Here is a 19843-nt window from a genome sequence, read left to right on the forward strand (position 1 = left end):
GGGAGAGTGCCCGAACGATGCGTGTCGAAATCTGGTCGGACATCGCCTGTCCCTGGTGCTATGTCGGTAAGGCGCGATTCGAGAAGGCGCTCGGTGGGTTCCCGCACCGTGACGACGTCGAGGTGGTGCACCGCTCCTTCGAGCTGGATCCCGGCCGGGCCAAGGACGACATCCAGCCCGTGCTCACGATGCTGACCAAGAAGTACGGCATGAGCCAGGCACAGGCCGAGGCCGGTGAGGACAACCTCGGCGCCCAGGCCGCTGCCGAGGGACTGCCGTACCGCACCCGGGGCCGTGACCACGGCGGCACCTTCGACATGCACCGCCTGCTGCACTTCGCCCGGGCCCGGGGCCGCCAGGTGGAACTGCTCGACCTCCTCTACAAGGCGAACTTCGCCGAGGAGCGGTCCGTCTTCGGTGACGACGAACGTCTCCTCGAACTCGCCACCGCCGCCGGCCTCGACACCGACGCCGCCCGCGCGGTCCTCGCCGACCCGGACGCGTACGCCGCCGAGGTGCGCGAGGACCAGCGGGAAGCCGCGGAACTCGGCGCGCGGGGCGTGCCCTTCTTCGTCCTCGACCGCAAGTACGGCGTCTCCGGCGCCCAGCCCGCCGAGGTGTTCACCCAGGCACTGACCCAGGCCTGGGGCGACCGGCCGCCGCTGAAGCCGATCGACGGCGGCTCCGGCGCGGCGGACAATCAGGACGGCGGGGAGGTCTGCGGCCCGGACGGATGCGCAGTGCCGCAGAGCTGAACCGTCCGCGCCCCCCGCTCACCTGCAGGTCAGCGGGGGTGCGTGGGTGTTCCCAGGTAGTACCGCGCAGAATGCGGTGAAAGACGGGAGTTCCCCGAGCCCGGCCGCAGAGCGGTCCCGTGGCTCCACCCACCGCTGGAAGCGGCGGGCTTCCCACCCGAAGGTTGCGGTCCAGCCCGAACCGACCCCTTTCGGAGCGGACGGAAATTACCATGGCCGGGCAAGCGACTCCCCTTCCGCCTGAAGCCGAGGGACCCCTCGCTAGGAGACTGATGGAGATCTTCGCAAGCCTCGTCCGTGCCGAGTTCACCCCGAAGAACACCTTCCTGAACACCGCGAGCAGTGCCCTTCTGCCCGCGCGTACGGTGACCGCCCTCGAGGAGGCCGTGCGGCTGAGGGCCGAGGGCGGACCGCTGGATCCGCTGTTCGACGATGTCGAGGCGTGCCGGGCCGCCTACGCCCGGCTGGCCGGTGTCCCCGTCCAGCGCGTGGCGGCCGGCGCCACCGTCACCCTCTTCACCGGGCTGATTGCGGCCTCACTGCCGCCGGGCGCCGAAGTACTCACCGTCGAGGGCGACTTCGCCTCGGTGCTCAACCCGTTCCACGTACGCGGCGACCTCAAGGTGCGGGCCGTGCCCTTGGAGCGGCTCGCCGAGTCCGTCCGTCCGGACACCGCCCTGGTCGCCGCGAGCGCCGTGCAGTCCGCCGACGGCCGGATCGCCGATCTGCCCGCGCTGCGGGAGGCGGCCGGGGAGCACGGCGCGCGCACCTACGTCGACTTCTCCCAGGCGGCCGGCTGGCTGCCGATCGACGCCGGTGCCCACGACTACTCCGTCTCCATCGCCCACAAGTGGCTGCTCGGCCCGCACGGGGCGGCCTTCCTCGTCGTGCCGGAGGACTTCGGCGATCTGACGCCGGTGCAGGCCGGGTGGGTCGCGGCGGAGAAGCCCTGGGACAGCTGCTACGGGCCCGTCACCGAACTCGCCCACTCGGCCCGCCGGTTCGACGTGAGTCCTGCCCTGTTCACCTACGCGGGGCTGCGTGCCTCCCTCGAACTCGTCGAGGAGATCGGCGTGGACGCGATCCACGCCCATGACCTCGCCCTCGCCGACCGCTTCCGGGCAGGACTTGTCACGCTGGGCCACGAGCCCGTGCCCGCACCCGGCTCGGCCATCGTGTCCGTGCCGGAACTGGGCCGTCTCCAGCCGGAGTTGGACAGGGCCGGCCTCGCGTTGTCCGACCGGGCCGGCCATCTGCGGGCGTCCTTCCACCTCTACAACACCCCGGCCGACGTGGACCGGCTGCTGGACGCCCTGTCCGGCTGAGGACGCCCCGGGAAGCCGCACTCGCCCGGCCACGCGCACGGCAGCGGGCCGGTGCCCCCGCCCACACGAGGAGGCCCGGCCCGCAGTCACCGTCGCGCGCGCACGTCACGCGTGCGCGGCACCTGTTTCAGGTCCCGCGCTCACGTCACCGGCGTGAAGTCCCGTGCCCCGATGTACTCGGGACGCCGGACCGGCGCCGCGAACGGCTCGACGGCCGTGTTCTCGACGCTGTTGAACACGATGAACACGTTGCTGCGCGGGAACGGCGTGATGTTGTCCCCGGAGCCGTGCATGCAGTTGCAGTCGAACCACGTCGCCGAGCCGGCCGCGCCGGTGAACAGCTTGATGCCGTACTCGGCCGCCAGCGAGGTCAGCCCCTCGTCGGAGGGCGTGCCCGCGTCCTGCATCTGCAGCGACTTCTTGTAGTTGTCCTTCGGTGTGGCCCCCGCACACCCGAGGAACGTCTTGTGCGACCCCGGCATGATCATGAGTCCGCCGTTGGTGTCGAAGTTCTCGGTCAGCGCGATCGACACGGACACCGTCCGCATCCGCGGCAGACCGTCCTCGGCGTGCCAGGTCTCGAAGTCCGAGTGCCAGTAGAAGCCACTGGCCCCGAAGCCCGGCTTGACGTTGATCCGGGACTGGTGGACGTACACGTCCGAGCCGAGGATCTGGCGGGCCCGGCCGACCACCCGCTCGTCGCGCACCAGTCGCGCGAACACCTCGCTGATCCGGTGGACCTCGAAGACCGACCGGATCTCCTTGGACCGCGGCTCGACGATCGACCGCTCGTCGGCCCGGATCGCCGGGTCGGCGATCAGCCGGTTCAGTTCGTCCCGGTAGACGGCGACCTCGTCCTCGGTGATCAGCTGGTCGACGGCGAGGAAGCCGTCACGCTCGAACGACTTGAGGTCGGCCGGAGTGATCGGGCCGGGCGCGTCCGGGGCGCCCCAGACGACCGGGTCCTGCCGCGGGGTGAGTACCTCGGCGGGGCCGCGGGTGGGATAGAGGTCGGGGACGTGAGTCTCGGTGCTGGGGGTCGCGGTGGTCATGGAACCTCACACCTCCTCGGTGAGCAGCGGGTAGACGCCGTTCTCGTCATGGTCCTCCCGTCCGGTCACGGGTGGGTTGAAGACGCAGATGCAGCGGAAGTCCTTCTTCACCCGCAGCGTGTGCTTCTCGTGCCCGTCGAGGAGGTACATGGTCCCGGGCGTGATCGTGTGCGTCAGCCCGGAGTCGTGGTCGGTGAGCTCTGCCTCTCCTTCCACACAGACGACGGCCTCGATGTGGTTCGCGTACCACATCGATGTCTCCGTACCGGCGTACAGGATGGTCTCGTGCAAGGAGAACCCGACGTTCTCCTTGGCGAGGACGATGCGCTTGCTCTCCCAGGTGCCCGACGCGGACTTCACATGCCGGTCGGTACCTTCGAGCTCCTTGAAGGAACGGACAATCACGGTACTGCGATGCCTCCTCGGTGGTGGTGATGGTGCCTGCGGGCCGTCCGGGCGCCGGGCCGAGGCCGGGGCCCGGACGGTTTTCAGCAGGTGGTTCAGGTGGTTCAGGTGGCGCGGAGGGTGGTTCAAAGAGACCGGCCGGACGGCTCAGGCGGTTTCTCGGACGGCGCGGGCCAGCGTCGTCAGCCCCTCGTCCAGCTCGTCCGGGGTGATGGTCAGGGCCGGGAGGAGTTTGACGACCTCGCTCTCGGGGCCGGAGGTCTCGATCAGCAGTCCGAGCTGGAAGGCACGCTCGGCGATCCGCCCCGCGCGCTCCTTGTCGTGGAACTCCAGGCCCCACACCAGCCCACGACCGCGGTACTCCTTCACGTCGGCGAGGTTCTCCCCGGTGATGGCGGTCATCGCCTGCTCGACCTGCTCACCGCGCGAACGGGTCTGCTTCTCCATCGCCGACCCGTCGGCCCAGTAGGCCTCCAGGGTGGCGGTCGCCGTGACGAAGGCAGGGTTGTTGCCGCGGAAGGTGCCGTTGTGCTCACCCGGCTCCCAGACGTCCAGCTCGGGCTTGAACAGGGTCAGCGCCATGGGCAGGCCGTAGCCACTGATCGACTTGGAGACGGTGACGATGTCCGGCGTGATGCCCGCCTCCTCGAAGGAGAAGAAGGCGCCGGTACGGCCGCAGCCCATCTGGATGTCGTCGACGATGAGCAGCATGTCCTGGCGTTCGCACAGCTCGGACAGGGCGCGCAGCCACTGGGGCCGGGCGACGTTGATGCCGCCCTCGCCCTGCACGGTCTCGACGATCACGGCGGCCGGCTTGTTGAGGCCGGAGCCCTGGTCCTCCAGCAGCCGCTCGAACCAGAGAAAGTCCTCGACCGTGCCGTCGAAGTAGTTGTCGAACGGCATGGGTGTGCCGTGCACCAGCGGGATGCCGGCCCCGGCCCGCTTGAAGGCGTTGCCGGTCACGGCGAGCGAGCCCAGTGACATGCCGTGGAAGGCGTTGGTGAACGACACGATCGACTCGCGCCCCTTCACCTTCCGCGCCAGCTTCAGGGCCGACTCGACGGCGTTGGTGCCCGTCGGGCCCGGGAACATGACCTTGTACGGCAGGTCGCGCGGGCGCAGGATCCAGTTCTGGAAGGACTCCAGGAACGCGCGTTTGGCCGTCGTCGACATGTCGAGCCCGTGCGTGACGCCGTCCCGCTCCAGGTAGTCGATCAGCGCCCGTTTCAGTACGGGGTTGTTGTGGCCGTAGTTGAGTGAACCGGCTCCGGCGAAGAAGTCGAGGTACTCGTGGCCGTCCTCGTCGTACATGCGGCTGCCGTGCGCGCGGTCGAAGACGGTGGGCCAGCCACGGCAGTAGCTGCGCACCTCGGACTCAAGGGTCTCGAAGACGCTCAGATCGGGCTGGGTGATGGTCACGACGAATCGCTCCTCGTTGGCGTGGGAGGTCGAAGGGAGTCGGGGATCGACGGAGTGACGCACTTCTTCGTGCGCGAGGGGCCGAAGGTCAGGGGGCGAGGGGGCCGATGCGGTACAGGACCTCGGGGTCGTGCGGTCCGTCGGGGAACCGGTCGGACTCGAACAGCACCTCGCGCTCCAGCCGGGCGCCGTGGCGCTCGGCGAACGCGGTGAACAGGCGCTCGGAGGCGGTGTTCCCCGGGGTGATGGTGGTCTCCACGGTGGTCACTCCGTGTTCCGCGGTGGTCCGTGCGACCAGACCGTCGAGCAGAGCGGCGGCCAGACCGCGGCCGCGGTGCGCCTCGTCCACCGCGACCTGCCAGACGAGCAGGGTGTGCGGGCTGTCCGGCCGTACGTAGCCGGTGACGAAGCCGATCGGTTCCCCGTCGGCGTCGCGGGCGACGGCCGAGGTGGCGGCGAAGTCCCGGCACCACAGGAGATAGCTGTACGACGAGTTCAGGTCGAGGGTTTTCGAATCCCTCGCTATCCGCCACAGCGCGGCTCCGTCCGCCAGGGCGGGGGGGTCGATCTGCGGGTCTGCTTGAGCGGCAGTCATGTGAATTTAACTTACCGAGGTAAATTCAAAATTGCATCGGCTGCCGGGGTTACCTGGTGGCTTGAACTATGTTATCGCGCGGGCGTGAAGCCGCAAGCGGAAGCTCGGCGAGATGCCCCGGTTTGCGTGGAATATAAGGTGCAAATCGGTCGCGCTGTGGGACCGGTCACAAATGTGTAACTCCCGTGACGGGAGTCCTGGATGCACCGCTTCCCGCTCGCGGAATCGTTGCGTTTAGGTCCGAAAAAAGCGGGCAGAAGGAGATGGGAAGCTGCCCTGAAAGGTAATATTGAAATAAGCGGGAGAATGCTGGGTGGAAATGCCTCCGATTGCTTCCGATAACCCCATGGAATTCATGATTCGGTCACCTGTGGCCGGTCACTCACGTGCCGGTCGTGCCGTCGATGCGCTCCCGCAGGAGATCGGCGTGACCGTTGTGCCGCGCGTACTCCTCGATCAGCTGGACGAGCACCCGGCGCAGACTGACCTCGGCCCCCGCGATCGGCCCGTCCACGATCCGCCCGGTGTCGTCCAGCTCCCGCCCCGCGCAGAGCTCCCGACCGCGCTCGACCTCCCGGCGCCAGATCCCCAGCGCCTCGTCGAGCCCGCGCGCGGGATCCAGGGCGTAACCGGTCGGGTCGTCGAACACCGACGGCACGCCGAGGCCGGCGACCACCCGCCGGAACCAGTTCCGCTCCACCTCGGCGAGGTGCTGCACCAGGCCCAGCAGGGTCAGCTCCGAAGGCTCGACGGAGGCACGCCGCACCTGTGCGCCGTCCAGCCCCGCGCACTTCAGCTCCAGCGTCCCGCGGTGGTGGTCCAGCCAGTCGATCAGCATGGACCGCTCGTCGCCGGTCAACCCCGCGGTACCGGGCGCTTGTCGGGGAGCAGTCGCCGGGGCTGGGGCGATTCGGCTGCCATGGGGGGAGCACGGCACGGCGCCGGCCGGACCGGCGCGGGAGACGAAGGAGTCCCCAGGCTTACCGCCAGGCGTCGTCGGCCGCGCTCAGGGCGCCCCGCACGTCCACCGTCAGGCCCCGCTCCGCCAGTGCGGTGCCCAGGGCCGCCAGGCTCGCCCGTACCGCGCCTCGGGTCGCGTCGGAGCCGTAGTGGTTGACGCGGATCATCTCCTTGGCCAGCGCGCCGCCCCCCGCGGCCAGCGGGAGCGCCGGGTCCACGGCCAGGGCGTGGGCCACCAGCTCCGCGGCCACCGTGCCCGACGGGGCCCGCAGGGTGGTGGCGACCGGAGCCGCCTCCGACGCCTCGTGGACGTACGGCACCAGGCCACCGCCCAGCGCGAGCGCACCCGCCCGCGTCGCCGCGGCGGCCGCCGCGTGCCGTGCCGTCACCGTGTCCAGGCCCGCCGCCTCGATGCGCTCCACGCACGCCTCCAGCGCCAGCATCTCCAACTGGGCCGGCGCGTGCGGCAGCGCCGTACGGCCCCCGTCGATCCAGCGCTCCTTCCAGTCCAGCAGCGACAGGTACGAGCGGCGCGGCGCCCGCGGGTTCGCCGCCATCCGGGTCCACGCCCGCTCGCTCACCGACACCGCCGACACACCCGCCGGACCGCCCATCGCCTTCTGCGCCCCGATCACGCACAGGTCCACGCCCCACGCGTCCGGCAGCACCGGCTCCGCCCCGATCGACGCCACCGCGTCCAGGTAGAACAGTGCCCCGTGCGCCCGCACCGCCTCACCGATCTCCGCGACCGGGTTGGTGTTCCCGGTGGCCGCCTCCGCGTGCACCAGGGAGACGAAGTCGATCTCCGGGTGCTCGCCGAAGGCCTCGCGGATCTGCCCGGCCGTCACCGCCGTGTGGAACGGCACCGCCAGGTCGATCACCGTGGCGCCGCAGTCCCGCAGCCAGTCCCCGAAGGTCTGCCCGTAGGGGCCCGTGACGACGTTCAGGGCGGTCGTGCCGGGTCCCGCGGCCGCGCGGATCGCGCCCTCCAGCGGCAGCAGCGCCTCGCCTTGCATGATCACGACATCCTGCGCGGTGCGCAGCAGCCGCGCCACGCGGTCCTCGATCGAGGCGAAGTGCGTGGCGCTCAGCGGGGCCAGACCGAGGAAGGGGTGGGTGCTCACGGCGGTGCTCTCTCCAGATCGCGGCTTCACGAGGTCGTGCCGCCACGAGGTCGTGCCTGCACGAGGTCGTGCCTGCACGAGGTCGTGGGGTACATGTGTGAGCGTACGGGAGCCTGTCCGACGCCGGGTTCTTAGGTCGGACGGCTCTTCAGCCATCGGTTTGGTTTGAGGTACTGAAACCTCTCCTTATAATCAGAACCCACAGTTCCCTGACAGGAGGCCCACGTGAAGACGCTCCTCGGCCGCCGGACCCGTGTTCTGGCCGCCACCACCGCGACGGCCGGGCTGGTGCTGCTGACCGCCTGCACCTCCAGCGACGACGGAGACGGCGCCTCCAAGACCGCGGCCGGCGGTGTCGAACTCGTCAAGGCGGGGCAGCTCACCACGTGCACCCACCTCCCGTACCCGCCCTTCCAGTTGGAGATCGACGGCAAGGTGCAGGGCTTCGACGTGGCGGTGATCGACCTGGTCGCCGACGACCTCGGCGTGAAGCAGCAGATCCTCGACACGCCGTTCGAGAACTTCAAGACCGGCGCCTTCCTCAACTCCGGCGAGTGCGACCTGGCCGCGGCCGGCATGACCATCACCGAGGAGCGCAAGAAGAACGTCGACTTCTCGGACCCGTACTTCAACGCCACCCAGGCCGTCCTCGTCGACAAGAAGGCCGGCGTCACCTCGCTGGCCGACGTGAAGTCCGAGAACGTGAAGCTGGGCGCCCAGGCGCAGACCACCGGCGAGGACTACGCCAAGAAGCAGGGCTTCGACCCGGTCTCCTTCGAGTCCTCTGACGCCGTCCTCAACGGCCTGCGCACCGGCCAGGTCAAGGCCGTCGTCATCGACTTCCCGGTGGTCCAGGGCTGGCTGAAGGACAAGGCCAACGCCGACGCCTTCGAGGTCGTCGACAACCTCGACACCGGCGAGCAGTACGGCTTCACGGTGAAGAAGGGCAACACCGGGCTGCGCGACGCCATCAACAAGGCGCTCTCGGACGCCAAGGCCGACGGCACGTACAAGAAGCTGTACGAGCAGTGGATCGGGCCGTACGACGAGTCGGCCGCCGACCCGTCCGCCACCTGATCCCATGGCCGACACGAAGGTAGAACCGGAGCTGAGGAAGAAGGGCCTGACGCGGCGACAGAAACGCGGTCTGTCACGCGGCGCCCAGTACGTTGTCTTCGTCGCGGCCGTGGTCGCCTTCGCGGCCTCGGCCGACTGGGGCCGGCTGCAGAACCAGTTCGCGCAGGCCGACATCGCCGAGCGGATGTTCCCGGACGTCATCACCCTGGCGCTGAAGAACACCGTGATCTACACGCTGACCGGCTTCGCCGTCGGACTCGGCCTCGGCATGGTCATCGCGCTGATGCGGCTGTCGTCGGTCGGCCCGTACCGCTGGCTGGCCGGCGTCTACATCGAGATCTTCCGGGGCCTGCCCGCCCTGCTGATCTTCATCTTCATCGGTGTGGCAGTGCCGCTCGCCTTCCCCGGCACCGAGATCATCGGCGGCACCTACGGCAAGGTCGCCCTCGCGCTCGGCCTGGTGGCCGCCGCCTACATGGCCGAGACGATCCGCGCGGGCATCCAGGCCGTGCCCAAGGGGCAGATGGAGGCGGCCCGGTCACTGGGCTTCTCGCCCGCGCGCGCCATGATCTCGATCATCATCCCGCAGGCGTTCCGGATCATCCTGCCGCCGCTCACCAACGAACTCGTCCTGCTCTTCAAGGACTCCTCGCTGGTGCTGTTCCTCGGCGTCACCCTGGAGGAGCGCGAACTGTCCAAGTACGGCCGCGACCTGGCCAGCCAGACCGCCAACTCCACCCCGATCCTGGTCGCCGGCCTGTGCTACCTGCTGATCACCATCCCGCTCGGCTTCGTCGTACGCCGTATGGAGGCCAAGGCCCAGGAGGCCGTCAAATGAGCCGACCGGACAGGCAACCGGAGAACCGGCCGGAGGGCGGCCCGGAGATCCGGGTCAGCGGACTGCACAAGTCGTTCGGCAGCAACGAGGTACTGCGCGGCATCGACCTGGAGATCCGCCAGGGCGAGGTCGTCTGCGTCATCGGCCCGTCCGGCTCGGGCAAGTCGACCCTGCTCCGGTGCGTGAACCTCCTCGAGGAGCCCACCAAGGGCCAGGTGTACGTCGGCGGTACGGAACTCACCCACCCGGACGTCGACATCGACGCCGCCCGCCGCCGTATCGGCATGGTCTTCCAGCAGTTCAACCTGTTCCCGCACGTCACGGTGACCGAGAACCTCACCCTGCCGCAGCGCCGGGTGCTCCGGCGGGGCAAGGCGGAGGCCGCCCGGATCGCCGCCGCGAACCTGGAGCGGGTGGGCCTCGCGGAGAAGGCGAACGCCTACCCGTCCTCCCTCTCCGGCGGCCAGCAGCAGCGCGTCGCCATCGCCCGCGCGCTGGCGATGGGCCCCGAGGTGATGCTGTTCGACGAGCCGACCTCGGCGCTCGACCCCGAGCTGGTGGGCGACGTGCTGGCGGTGATGCGGATGCTGGCGAACGAGGGCATGACCATGATGGTCGTCACCCACGAGATGACCTTCGCCCGCGAGGTCGCCGACCGGGTCGTCTTCATGGACGACGGGGTGATCGTCGAGGACGGCACCCCCGAGCAGGTCATCGGGAACCCGCGCCACGAACGCACCCGCCACTTCCTCTCCCGCCTCCTCGACCCCGCCATGGCGGACGTGGAGGAGGAGACCTCGGACCAGGTGGGCGGGTCCGGGTAGCGGCTCATTAGGGTGCTGTCCATGAGCGAACGCGCGGTGCTGCACGTGAAGGGGCGGATCCTCGCCGGACCCGACGAGGACCAGGTCCACGACGAACTGTGGGTGGTCGACGGCCGGATCTCCTACGACCGCCCCGGCGGCGCCCGCGACGTCCGGACCGTCGAGGGCTGGGTGCTGCCCGGACTGGTCGACGCCCACTGCCACGTCGGCCTCGACCAGCACGGCGCGGTCCCCGCGGAGATCGCGGAGAAGCAGGCGCTCACCGACCGCGACGCCGGTGCCCTGTTGCTGCGGGACGCGGGCTCGCCCTCCGACACCCGCTGGATCGACGACCGCGACGACCTCCCGAAGATCATCCGGGCGGGCCGCCACATCGCCCGCACCCGCCGCTACATCCGCAACTACGCCTGGGAGATCGAACCCGACGACCTCGTCGCATACGTCGCCCAGGAGGCCCGGCACGGCGACGGCTGGGTCAAACTCGTCGGCGACTGGATCGACCGCGACCTGGGCGACCTGTCGGCCTGCTGGCCGCGCGGCGCCGTCGAGGCGGCGATCGCCGAGGCACACCGGCTGGGCGCCCGCGTCACCGCGCACTGCTTCGCCGAGGACTCCCTGCGGGACCTGGTCGAGGCCGGCATCGACTGCGTCGAGCACGCGACGGGTTTGACCGACGACACCATCCCGCTGTTCGCCGAACGGGGCGTGGCGATCGTCCCGACCCTCGTCAACATCGCCACCTTCCCGGAACTCGCCGACGGCGGCGAGTCCAAGTTCCCGCGCTGGTCGGCCCACATCCGCCGACTCCACGAACGCCGCTACGACACCGTGCGCTCCGCCTACGACGCCGGCATCCCCGTCTTCGTCGGTACGGACGCGGGCGGCTCCCTCCCGCACGGCCTGGCGGCGGCCGAGGTCGCCGAACTGGTCACCGCCGGCATCCCGCCCGTCGACGCCCTCGCGGCCGGCACCTGGGCCGCCCGCGCCTGGCTCGGGCGTCCCGGCCTGGAGGAGGGCGCCCCTGCCGACCTCGTGGTCTACGCGTCCGACCCGCGCGCGGACGTACGGGTGCTCACCGACCCGCGCCGGGTGGTACTGAACGGGCGCGTGGTCGGCTAGGGTCCTTCGTCCGGATCAGGCCGGACCCCGCGAGCCCGGCATGATCCGAACGAGAGGCCCTGGCGCTGGGACCGCACAGGTCGCCGGGTTGACGGTCGAACACCGCTCCTCGGTCACGGCACCGGCCGGGACGGCTTGCCACACCTTGCCGCCGAAGAAGACCTGCACCTCCTGGACGAGCCCGTCCCGGACAGTGATCGCCTCGATGCCGCGGTGCCTGTCGCCGTCGTGGGCTCGTCCTCGTCATGGACGGAGACGAGCTCTTCGTCTGCGGGCGTGACGTGCGGCAACTGCTGCTCCTTCAAACGGTCGGCGGGCGGGAGACACCGCTCGAAGAACGTCGCCCTGTCGATGTGGTCGTCCTGCGGACCGGTGAAGGAGAAATCGCCGGCGCAGAGCGCGAAGGCCGCGTTGCGGTCCTGTGACCCGCAGTGCGGGAACGCCGCTTCCACGACGGCTCTCGGACTGTCGACCATCCGGGCTCCCCGGACGGACGACTGGCCCTGTTCCGCCACCGCACAACCACGTTTCGCGGGGAAACCCCGCCGGCGGGTGACGCGGGGGTGGCGGTGGGGAACAGCCGTGCCCCGGGATTCGAACGTGTCGGCGGGTTCGCCACGAAGGGGTGAAGTGTCTGCGGATCGCTGACGGCCGTCTCCCGGGACGGTCATTCTTTCCGGGTCCCACTCAAGTCTCATGGGGGTCCCACCACCTTGAACAGCACCAACTTCCGCATGTATGCACGCCGTTGGGCCGTCGTCACCGCGGCCACCGCCCTCGCCGCGGGTCCCGCGGCGCTGACCGGAGCGGGCTCCGCGCAGGCCACCGAGGAACACGGCAGCGCGAGCGCGGCCGTCCTGCGCACCGGGCTCGACGTGGCCCTGCTCGACAAGAGCGTGAACGTCCCGCTCACCGTCTCCCTCAACGAGGTCCACGCGCCGCGGAGCGCGCAGAAGACCGTCCTCACCGCGGATCTGGAGGGCGTCGACAAGGGCCGTCCCTTCAGCGTGCTGCGCGCGGAGGTGGCCGACGCGAAGGCGACGGTGGAGGGGGAGCGGGCCGAGTCCTCCACCACCCTCGTCAAGGCCCGGGTCCATGTGCCCGGACTGCCGCTGCTGTCGCTGATCGAGCTCGAGAAGGTCACCTCCAAGGCCGTCTGCGAGGCCGGCCGGACCCCGCTCGCCTCGGCCACCCTGCCCGGCTCGGTGACCGTGCTCGGCAAACGCGTCACGCTGACCTCCGCCGGCACCACCGAGGTCACGGTGCCGGGCGTCGGCGAGGTCCGCCTGGACCTGTCCAGGACGGAGACCACGTCCCGCACGGCCGCCGCCACCGCGCTCCGACTCAAGGTCGCCGTGGATCCGTCGAAGCTGAACGTCGCCGAGGTCAACGGCACCGTCACCCTGGCCGAAGCGAAGTGCGAGGCCCCGGCCGCCCCGGCCGAGCAGCCCGCCGACCCGGCCGGTCCGGCCGAGGAGCAGGCGGCCCCGGCGGAGTCCGGAGAGTCCAAGACCGCCGACGTGCGGCCCCAGGGCACGCGGGCCGAGCAGGCGGCCGAGGCGGACCTGGCCGAGACGGGCGGCGACTCGACGACCCCGTACATCGCGGGCGCCGCCGTCGTGCTCCTCGCGGCGGGTGGCGCGGGAGTCGCACTCTCCCGCCGGGGCCGCCGCAACTGAGGACGGACAGCCGTACGTCGACGTGGACCGGCGCTCCCACCGCCGGTCCACCGGGACACACGGCCGATCCCTCTCCGCGGGCGCGCAGGGCAGGGCAGGTCAGCTTGCGTCCAGCGCCCGCTCCAGCGCCCCCAGGAAGGCGTCTGTCGTCTGCCGGTCGCGTACCGCGAGGCGGAGCCAGTTCTGGTCCAGGCCCGGGAAGGTGTCTCCGCGGCGTACCGCGAAACCGAGGTCGCGGAGCCGGCGGCGTACGGCGGTCGCCTGCGGCAGGTGGAGCAGGACGAACGGGGCCTCGGCGGGGCCCACGACCCGGAGACCGCGCGCGGCGAACTTCTCCAGCCCCACGATCAGACGGGACCGGTCGGCGGCGATGCGGTGGGCCGCCCCGGCCGCCTCCGTCAGTGCCCTGGGCCCCACGCACGCCTCGGCCGCCGCCAGCGCGGGTGTGGACACCGGCCACAGGGGCTGCGCCCGCTCCAGCACCATGATGGTCTCCGGCGCGGCAAGGACGTAACCGATGCGCAGCCCCGCCAGCCCCCACGTCTTGGTGAGGCTGCGCAGGACCACAAGGCCCGGTACGTTCGATCCGGCCGGCCAGGGCCTCCCGCTCGTCCGGCACCGCGTCCAGGAACGCCTCATCCACGACCAGCGTCCGCCCGGGACGGGCGAGTCGGGCGATCGTCGCGGCCGGGTGCAGCACCGACGTCGGGTTCGTCGGGTTGCCGATCACCACCAGGTCCGCGTCCTCGGGGACCGCCGCCGGGTCCAGCCGGAAACCGTCCTCCTCGCGGAGCAGCACCCGGTCGACGGTGTGCCCCGCGTCCCGCAGCGCCGCCTCCGGCTCCGTGAACTGCGGGTGCACCACCACCGGCCGGCGCACCTCCAGTGCCCGCGCCAGCAGCACGAACGCCTCCGCCGCCCCCGCCGTCAGCAGCACCCGCCGCACCGGCAGCCCGTGCCGCGCCGCCACCGCCGCCCGCGCGGCCCGTCCGTCCGGGTAGGCGGCGAGCGAGGACAGTGACGCGGCGATGTGCTCCCGCAGCCATGCCGGGGGCGTGCCCGCGCGGACGTTCACGGCGAGGTCGACCAGCGTGGCGCCGTCGTCGCGGACCTCGGCGTCCCCGTGGTGCCGCAGGTCGTGCGCGCCGGCCTCGGGGTCAGTGCGCATGGGAGTGCGCGTGGCCGTGCCCGTGAGGGTGGTGGCCGTCGTCGTCCGGGTGGAAGTGCGGCTCCTGCGGCAGCCCGACCTTGTCCTCGAAGCCCGGCAGCGCGATCCGGTACACGCAGCTGTCGCAGTTCATCCGCAGATCGCCCTTCACGGCCTCCGCGTACCGCTCCCTCACCAGGTCCAGCAGCTCCGGCTCCGGCCCGATGACGTCCGCCGACCGCACCTCCGTCTCCGGGTGCGCCGCCGCCCACTCCCCGGTCTGGTGCCGCACCCGGTCCGGCAGGATGCCGGTGAACAGGAAGTACGGCAGGACGACGATCCGCCGGGCACCGAGCCGCGCGCACCGGTCGAGCCCGCTCGGCACGTCCGGCGCCGCCAGCGACACGAAAGCCGTCTCCACGGCCCCGTAGCCGCGTCCCTCCCACAGCAGCCGCGCCGCCTTGAACACCTCGGCGTTGGCGTCCGGGTCCGTCGAACCGCGCCCCACCAGCAGTACCGTCACCTCGGCGGGGTCCCAGGACGGGTCCACCGCCTGCCGAAGCCGCCGCTCCAGCACGCTCAACAGGGCGGGGTGCGGGCCCAGCGGACGGCCGTAGGTGTACGAGATCCCGGGGTGGCGTTCCTTCTCACGGGCCAGCGCCGCCGGGATGTCGCCCTTGGCGTGCCCGGCGGACACCAGCATCAGCGGCACGGCGGCGAACCGCCGCACCCCCTGGCCGACCAGCTCGGCGACGGCCTCGCCCAGCGGTGGCGGGGACAGCTCGATGAAGCCGCCCGCGACGGGCAGTTCGGGGTGACGGCGACCCAACTCCCTTACGAAGTCACGGAACGCCTGCGCTCCGGCGTCGTCCCGGGTGCCGTGTCCGGCGATGAGCAGCGCGGGCGGGGTGGTCACAGGTTCTCCTCGGGTGCTTCGGAAGCCTTGGATGCCTCGAACGGAGTGGGGTGGTACAGCAGGGCGTTGAGCGCGGCCGCGGCGACCGCCGAACCGCCCTTCTCGGACACGTTGCTCACCGCGGGCAGCCCGCTCTCGCGCAACGCGGCCTTGGACTCGGCCGCTCCGACGAAACCGACGGGCAGCCCGATGACGAGCGCGGGGGAGGCGTCCAGGGTCAGCAGTTCCTCCAGGGCGGTCGGTGCGCAGCCGATCACCCAGAGGGCCCCGGGGCCGACCTCCTCGTACGCCAGGCGCATCGCGTGCGCCGAACGCGTGCGGCCGGGCCCGGCCTCGGCATCCCCGAGACGGCAGACGGTCCCGCGCCGGGTGATCCCGGCCGCGACCATCTCCACGTCCACGACGACGGGCGCCCCGGCGTGCAGCACCGCGTGCGCCTTCGCCAACTCGCCCTCCTCCATCACGAGATCGTCCGCGTACGCCAGATCGGCCGCGGAGTGGATGATCCGCTCCACGACCGCCCGGGTCAGCGGCGGGAAGTGCCCGGTGTCCAGCCGGGCGCGCAACCGGCGGAAGGACTCCTGCTCGATGGGATGGACCACGCGCTTCACCTGGGCTCCTCCTGCCAGCGGTAGCCGCGCGGGGTGACCATGCGCCCCGCGATCTCACGGGTCGCCGTGTTGCCCACGGTCACGACCGTCATCATGTCGACCGTCGCCGGGTCGAGCGCGGCGAGCGTGGTCAGGCGACTCGACTCGTCGGCGCGGGACGCGTTCCGTACGACACCCACAGGCGTCGTCGGCTCCCGGTGCTCGGCGAGGATCGCCAGCGCCTTCGGCAGCTGCCAGTCACGGCCCCGGCTGCGCGGGTTGTAGAACGTCACGACGAGGTCCGCCTCGGCCGCCGCCCGCACCCGCCGCTCGATGACCTCCCACGGCGTGTGCAGATCGGACAGACTGATCGACACGTGGTCGTGGCCCAGCGGCGCGCCCAGGATCGCGCCGGCCGCCAGCGCCGCCGTCACCCCGGGCACCCCGACCACGTCGATGTCGTCGGACGCCTCGGCGAGCGCGGGGGAGGCCATGGCGTACACGCCCGCGTCCCCACTGCCGATCAGCGCGACCGCCTGCCCCCGGCGGGCCTCCTCGACGGCCGTGCGCGCCCGCTCCTCCTCCGCACCGAGCCCGGACTCCAGAATCCGGGTGCCGGGCCGCAGCAGATCGCGGATCTGGTCGACGTACTGGTCGAGGCCCACCAGCACGGACGCGCCCCGCAGTTCCGCCTTCGCGCGCGGGGTGAGCAGGTCCCGGGCACCCGGCCCGAGCCCGACCACCGCGAGCCGCCCGCGCCCCGGCCGCCGTACGACGGCACAGGTCGCCATCGCCGGACTCGCCGCCGACTTGCGCTTGGGCACGAGGAGTTCGCCCCCGCGCCGCAGCGCGGCGGCCTCCGCGACCGACGGGGTGCCCACGGCGGCGAGCGGCGCGTCGGAGGGGTTCGGCACCTCGACCCGCGCCAGCTCCTCGGCGGCGTACGTCACCAGCGGCACGTCGAGCCGCCGGGCCGCCTCCACGATGCCGGGCTCCTCGGACTTCGCGTCCACGGTGGCCAGTTCGGCGAGCGACGCGGCCGACAGCCCGGCGTCGCGCAGGGCTCCCTCGACCAGCGCGAGGACCTCGCCGACGGGGGCGCCCTTCGAGGCACCCACCCCGACGACGAGGGTGGGCGGCCGGAGGATCGCCTCCCGCCGCCCCGCCTCGACCAGCCGGTCCGTGAGACGGATCCTGTACGCACCCTCGTCCGCGACCGGCAGCGGGGGCAGCGGCCAGGGCACGTCGGTGCGCAGCGCCACCGCCTCGCCGTCCAGCAGGGCGCGCGACACGGCGGCCACGTCGCCCTCCACCGGGAGGCCCAGCGTGTCCAGACCGGGCAGCCCCGCCGCATCGGTCGCCGTGGTCACCACCGGCTCGGCGCCCAGCGCCTCGGCGACCTCGCGCGCGAGGTCGTTCGCCCCGCCGCCGTGCCCGCCCACCAGCGACACCGCGAACCGGCCGCCCTCGTCGACACAGACCACGCCCGGGTCGCGCGCCTTGTCGTCCAGCAGCGGCGCCACCAGCCGCACCACGGCGCCCGTCGCCAGGAAGCACACGAGCTGCTCGCACTGCGCGAACGCGGTCCGTACGGCGTCCCCGACGGGACCCTCGTACACTCGTGTACGGTCCGGCCACGCGGCGGCCAGTCGGTCCCGTGCGGCGGCTCCCGCCGCGGTGGCGGAGATGAGGCCGATCACTGGGTGCCCCCGCATGGTGACTGGTGGAGTCGCGAATCGCTGAGCGAGAACCGAGCCAGCACAGTAGTAACCTCCAACAACTTCATGAACCGGGCTGGTTTCAGCCCGGCTGGTGCCGATCGCGTAAGACTCGGCGGTTCGACGGACCGACGAGCAGCGTGAGCCAGGGATCTCCCCCACCTACGGAGGAGAGGATTCGATGAGCGGCCCCTTCGATCGCCCCGGGCATCTGATGCCCCACAGCAGGAAAACGGGATTGGCCGCCGCCAGCCGGGTCACGTCCCCGGGCAGCGGCGCGAGCCGCGACGACTGCAACAGCACCCCGTCGCAGGTGAAGCCGGCACCGGTCAGCGCCTCGCGCACGGCCGGCACCCGGTCCAGGGCGGCCAGGGCGACGACGACCGTGCGCCGCGCCCGCCGCGCGCACGCGGTGACGACGGCGGGCAGCTCCCGCCCGCCCCCGCCGACGAACACGGCGTCGGGGTCGTCCAGGTCGGACAGCACGGTCGGCGCCGCCCCGTGCACCACGCGCAGGTCCACCCCGTGCGCGAGGGCGTTGGCGCGGATCCGCCCCACCCCGTCCGCGGTCTTCTCCACCGCGGTGACGGCGGCGCCCAGCCGGGCGCACTCCACGGCCACGGAGCCCGAACCCGCGCCGATGTCCCACACCAGTTCGCCGGGGCGCGGCCCGAGCCGGGCCAGGGCCAGCGCCCGCACCTCGAACTTGGTGATCATCGAGTCCCGGTGGGCGAACTCGGCCTCGTCCAGAGCCCAACCGGAGGGCCGTTCGCAGGAGCCCGCGACGGTCCGCGCGGGACCAAGTTCCCGCGACTCGTCCAGGCACAGCACGACGCTGACCGCCGGCCCCCAGTCCCGTGCCGCCGCAACGGCGGGCGTGACCCGCTCCACCCGTTCCCGCTCAGGGTCGCCCAGCGCGGAGGCGACGACGAGGACACGGCCGGGGGAGTACCGGGCCAGCGCCGCCCCCAGCTCCGCGGGACCGGTCCCCGGTCCCGTCAGCACGGCGACCTTCGGGTACGCCCGGCACAGATTGACGGCCGTACGCGGATCCCGGCCGTGCGCGCTGACCACCACGGCGTCGTCCCAGGGCAACCCGACCCGTGCGAAGGCGGTGGCGACGGAGGAGACACCCGGCCGCACGTCCAGCCGCTCGGACCCGAACCGCTCGGCCAGCGCCCGTACGATCCCGAAGAACCCCGGGTCACCGGAGGCCAGCACGACGACCGGACGCTCCTCGGCGACGTACTTCTCGACGGTGTCCAGGGCGGGCGCCAGCGCCCCGAGGACGACCCGTTCGGCTCCCTCCGGCAGCCGAACGGCGTCCAGGTGCCGCCGCCCGCCCACGACAAGCTCCGCCCCGGCGAGCACGGCCTCCTCGACCGGCGCCCCGGTACCCGTGCCGACGACCGTGATCACGTGTGCGCACCCCGGGTGCGCAGCGCCCTGCGGGCCTCCGGGTCAGCCTTGCGGTAGCCGTGGAAGTGACCAGGGTGGTACAGGTGCGAGCGGGTGCCGTGCGCGTCGAGGGCGGGGCCGACCAGGAACAGCGTGTGCTTCCAGAGCTTGTGCTCCTTGACCGTCTCCTCCAGCGTGCCGATCGTGCACTTCACGATCAGCTCCTCCGGCCAGGTCGCCTGGTACGCGACAACCACCGGCGTGCTCGTCGGGTAGCCGCCCTCCAGCAGCTCCCGCACCAGCTGCCCGCTGCGCGCGGCCGACAGGAAGATCGCCATGGTGGTGCCGTGCCGCGCGAACTCGCGGACCTCCTCCCCGGGCGGCATCGGTGTCTTGCCGCCGCCGAGCCGGGTCAGCACCACGGACTGCGCCACCTCGGGGATGGTCAACTCCCGCTGCGCGAGCGCCGCGACGGCGGAGAAGGACGACACACCGGGCACGACCTCGGTCGCGATGCCGAGGTCCGCGCACCGGTCGAGCTGCTCCTGCGTGCCGCCCCAGAGCGCCGGATCCCCAGAATGGATCCTGGCCACCCTCAGCCCCTGAGCGCGCGCCCGCTCGTACACGGCCACGACGTCCTCCAGCGACATCGTCGCCGAGTCGAGGATCTCGGCGCCCTCACGCGCATGATCGAGGACCTCCGCCTGGACCAGGCTGGCGGCCCAGATCACGATGTCGGCCTCGGCGATCGCGCGCGCGGCGCGCAACGTCAGCAGATCGGCGGCGCCGGGGCCGGCACCGACGAAGGTCACCTTGCCGGTGGGGGCATCGGCCATGGGGAAACGATCCTCTCCTGCGGTTCCCGCGGTTCGTGTGATGTCCGTGGTTCCTGTGATGTCTTC

General features: G+C 71.7%; 18 protein-coding genes and 2 pseudogenes. 8 read left to right on the forward strand and 12 right to left on the reverse strand.

The window, feature by feature from the left end; translation table 11 throughout:
* Nucleotides 1-17 precede the first annotated feature (17 nt).
* Both WJ438_RS31190 and WJ438_RS31195 read left to right on the forward strand, forming a co-directional pair.
* Nucleotides 18-755 carry a DsbA family oxidoreductase gene (locus tag WJ438_RS31190; protein ID WP_406728179.1) on the forward strand — a complete coding sequence of 246 codons (738 nt, stop codon included), beginning with the start codon at nucleotides 18-20 and terminating at the stop codon, nucleotides 753-755.
* Between the two features lie 272 nt (nucleotides 756-1027).
* On the forward strand, nucleotides 1028-2080 hold the full coding sequence (locus WJ438_RS31195; RefSeq protein WP_406728180.1) for an aminotransferase class V-fold PLP-dependent enzyme: 1053 nt from the start codon (nucleotides 1028-1030) through the stop codon (nucleotides 2078-2080).
* Between the two features lie 140 nt (nucleotides 2081-2220).
* Here WJ438_RS31195 and thpD read toward each other — a convergent pair whose 3' ends face one another.
* The 6 genes and pseudogenes from thpD to WJ438_RS31225 form a co-directional block, all read right to left on the reverse strand.
* Nucleotides 2221-3132 (reverse strand): ectoine hydroxylase, encoded by a 912-nt coding sequence (gene thpD, locus WJ438_RS31200; RefSeq protein WP_406728181.1) that lies wholly within the window; start codon nucleotides 3130-3132, stop codon nucleotides 2221-2223.
* 6 nt (nucleotides 3133-3138) lie between these two features.
* Entirely contained in the window at nucleotides 3139-3537 is a 399-nt protein-coding gene (locus tag WJ438_RS31205) for an ectoine synthase (protein ID WP_361459498.1), read from the reverse strand.
* A gap of 147 nt (nucleotides 3538-3684) precedes the next feature.
* A complete protein-coding gene (gene ectB / locus WJ438_RS31210) occupies nucleotides 3685-4956 on the reverse strand; it encodes a diaminobutyrate--2-oxoglutarate transaminase (protein ID WP_406728182.1) in 1272 nt (423 codons plus the stop codon).
* A gap of 88 nt (nucleotides 4957-5044) precedes the next feature.
* A complete protein-coding gene (gene ectA / locus WJ438_RS31215) occupies nucleotides 5045-5551 on the reverse strand; it encodes a diaminobutyrate acetyltransferase (protein ID WP_406728183.1) in 507 nt (168 codons plus the stop codon).
* 382 nt (nucleotides 5552-5933) lie between these two features.
* Nucleotides 5934-6472 (reverse strand): annotated as a pseudogene (locus tag WJ438_RS31220) (DinB family protein).
* Between the two features lie 59 nt (nucleotides 6473-6531).
* The gene (locus WJ438_RS31225) at nucleotides 6532-7635 is read right to left on the reverse strand and encodes a pyridoxal-phosphate-dependent aminotransferase family protein (RefSeq protein WP_406728184.1); all 1104 of its coding nucleotides are present in this window, start codon (nucleotides 7633-7635) and stop codon (nucleotides 6532-6534) included.
* Between the two features lie 225 nt (nucleotides 7636-7860).
* On the opposite strand from WJ438_RS31225, the gene WJ438_RS31230 reads away from it, so the two are divergent.
* From WJ438_RS31230 to WJ438_RS31255, 6 genes are all read left to right on the forward strand, one after another.
* Nucleotides 7861-8712, forward strand: a complete 852-nt coding sequence (locus WJ438_RS31230; RefSeq protein WP_406728185.1) for an ABC transporter substrate-binding protein — start codon at nucleotides 7861-7863, stop codon at nucleotides 8710-8712.
* A gap of 4 nt (nucleotides 8713-8716) precedes the next feature.
* Nucleotides 8717-9550: an amino acid ABC transporter permease gene (locus WJ438_RS31235; RefSeq protein ID WP_406728186.1), complete on the forward strand. Its 834-nt coding sequence runs from the start codon at nucleotides 8717-8719 to the stop codon at nucleotides 9548-9550.
* Nucleotides 9547-10374: an amino acid ABC transporter ATP-binding protein gene (locus WJ438_RS31240; RefSeq protein ID WP_406728187.1), complete on the forward strand. Its 828-nt coding sequence runs from the start codon at nucleotides 9547-9549 to the stop codon at nucleotides 10372-10374. The genes WJ438_RS31235 and WJ438_RS31240 overlap by 4 nt, the downstream gene beginning before the upstream one ends.
* Before the next feature lie 21 nt (nucleotides 10375-10395).
* Nucleotides 10396-11493, forward strand: a complete 1098-nt coding sequence (locus tag WJ438_RS31245; RefSeq protein WP_406728188.1) for an amidohydrolase family protein — start codon at nucleotides 10396-10398, stop codon at nucleotides 11491-11493.
* A 245-nt stretch (nucleotides 11494-11738) separates the two neighbouring features.
* On the forward strand, nucleotides 11739-11918 hold the full coding sequence (locus tag WJ438_RS31250; protein ID WP_406728189.1) for a hypothetical protein: 180 nt from the start codon (nucleotides 11739-11741) through the stop codon (nucleotides 11916-11918).
* Nucleotides 11919-12206: 288 nt separating this feature from the next.
* Complete coding sequence (locus tag WJ438_RS31255) at nucleotides 12207-13172, forward strand: SCO1860 family LAETG-anchored protein (protein ID WP_406728190.1); 966 nt, start codon at nucleotides 12207-12209, stop codon at nucleotides 13170-13172.
* 99 nt (nucleotides 13173-13271) lie between these two features.
* Here WJ438_RS31255 and cobC read toward each other — a convergent pair.
* The 6 genes and pseudogenes from cobC to cobM all read right to left on the reverse strand — a co-directional run bounded on the left by cobC (nucleotide 13272) and on the right by cobM (nucleotide 19777).
* Nucleotides 13272-14340 (reverse strand): annotated as a pseudogene (gene cobC / locus WJ438_RS31260) (Rv2231c family pyridoxal phosphate-dependent protein CobC).
* The gene (locus WJ438_RS31265) at nucleotides 14330-15235 is read right to left on the reverse strand and encodes a sirohydrochlorin chelatase (protein ID WP_406728191.1); all 906 of its coding nucleotides are present in this window, start codon (nucleotides 15233-15235) and stop codon (nucleotides 14330-14332) included. The pseudogene cobC and the gene WJ438_RS31265 overlap by 11 nt, the downstream one beginning before the upstream one ends.
* Nucleotides 15232-15846 (reverse strand): precorrin-8X methylmutase, encoded by a 615-nt coding sequence (locus tag WJ438_RS31270; RefSeq protein WP_406728192.1) that lies wholly within the window; start codon nucleotides 15844-15846, stop codon nucleotides 15232-15234. Before WJ438_RS31270 ends, WJ438_RS31265 begins: the two co-directional genes overlap by 4 nt.
* Nucleotides 15843-17525 (reverse strand): precorrin-3B C(17)-methyltransferase, encoded by a 1683-nt coding sequence (cobJ, locus tag WJ438_RS31275; RefSeq protein ID WP_406729864.1) that lies wholly within the window; start codon nucleotides 17523-17525, stop codon nucleotides 15843-15845. The genes WJ438_RS31270 and cobJ overlap by 4 nt, the downstream gene beginning before the upstream one ends.
* A 180-nt stretch (nucleotides 17526-17705) precedes the next feature.
* Nucleotides 17706-18962, reverse strand: a complete 1257-nt coding sequence (gene cbiE, locus WJ438_RS31280; RefSeq protein ID WP_406728193.1) for a precorrin-6y C5,15-methyltransferase (decarboxylating) subunit CbiE — start codon at nucleotides 18960-18962, stop codon at nucleotides 17706-17708.
* Entirely contained in the window at nucleotides 18959-19777 is an 819-nt protein-coding gene (gene cobM / locus WJ438_RS31285) for a precorrin-4 C(11)-methyltransferase (RefSeq protein ID WP_406728194.1), read from the reverse strand. The genes cbiE and cobM overlap by 4 nt, the downstream gene beginning before the upstream one ends.
* Between the last annotated feature and the right edge of the window lie 66 nt (nucleotides 19778-19843).

The organism is Streptomyces sp. GD-15H, from assembly GCF_045291515.1.
Classification (GTDB): Bacteria; Actinomycetota; Actinomycetes; order Streptomycetales; family Streptomycetaceae; genus Streptomyces.

Coding starts and splice junctions, on each gene's coding strand:
- cobM (WP_406728194.1), bottom strand. CDS start 19,777: ATGGCCGATGCCCCCACCGGCAAGGTGACCTTCGTCGGTGCCGGCCCC.
- ectA (WP_406728183.1), bottom strand. CDS start 5,551: ATGACTGCCGCTCAAGCAGACCCGCAGATCGACCCCCCCGCCCTGGCG.
- WJ438_RS31245 (WP_406728188.1), top strand. CDS start 10,396: ATGAGCGAACGCGCGGTGCTGCACGTGAAGGGGCGGATCCTCGCCGGA.
- WJ438_RS31235 (WP_406728186.1), top strand. CDS start 8,717: ATGGCCGACACGAAGGTAGAACCGGAGCTGAGGAAGAAGGGCCTGACG.
- thpD (WP_406728181.1), bottom strand. CDS start 3,132: ATGACCACCGCGACCCCCAGCACCGAGACTCACGTCCCCGACCTCTAT.
- WJ438_RS31240 (WP_406728187.1), top strand. CDS start 9,547: ATGAGCCGACCGGACAGGCAACCGGAGAACCGGCCGGAGGGCGGCCCG.
- WJ438_RS31190 (WP_406728179.1), top strand. CDS start 18: ATGCGTGTCGAAATCTGGTCGGACATCGCCTGTCCCTGGTGCTATGTC.
- WJ438_RS31195 (WP_406728180.1), top strand. CDS start 1,028: ATGGAGATCTTCGCAAGCCTCGTCCGTGCCGAGTTCACCCCGAAGAAC.
- WJ438_RS31250 (WP_406728189.1), top strand. CDS start 11,739: ATGGACGGAGACGAGCTCTTCGTCTGCGGGCGTGACGTGCGGCAACTG.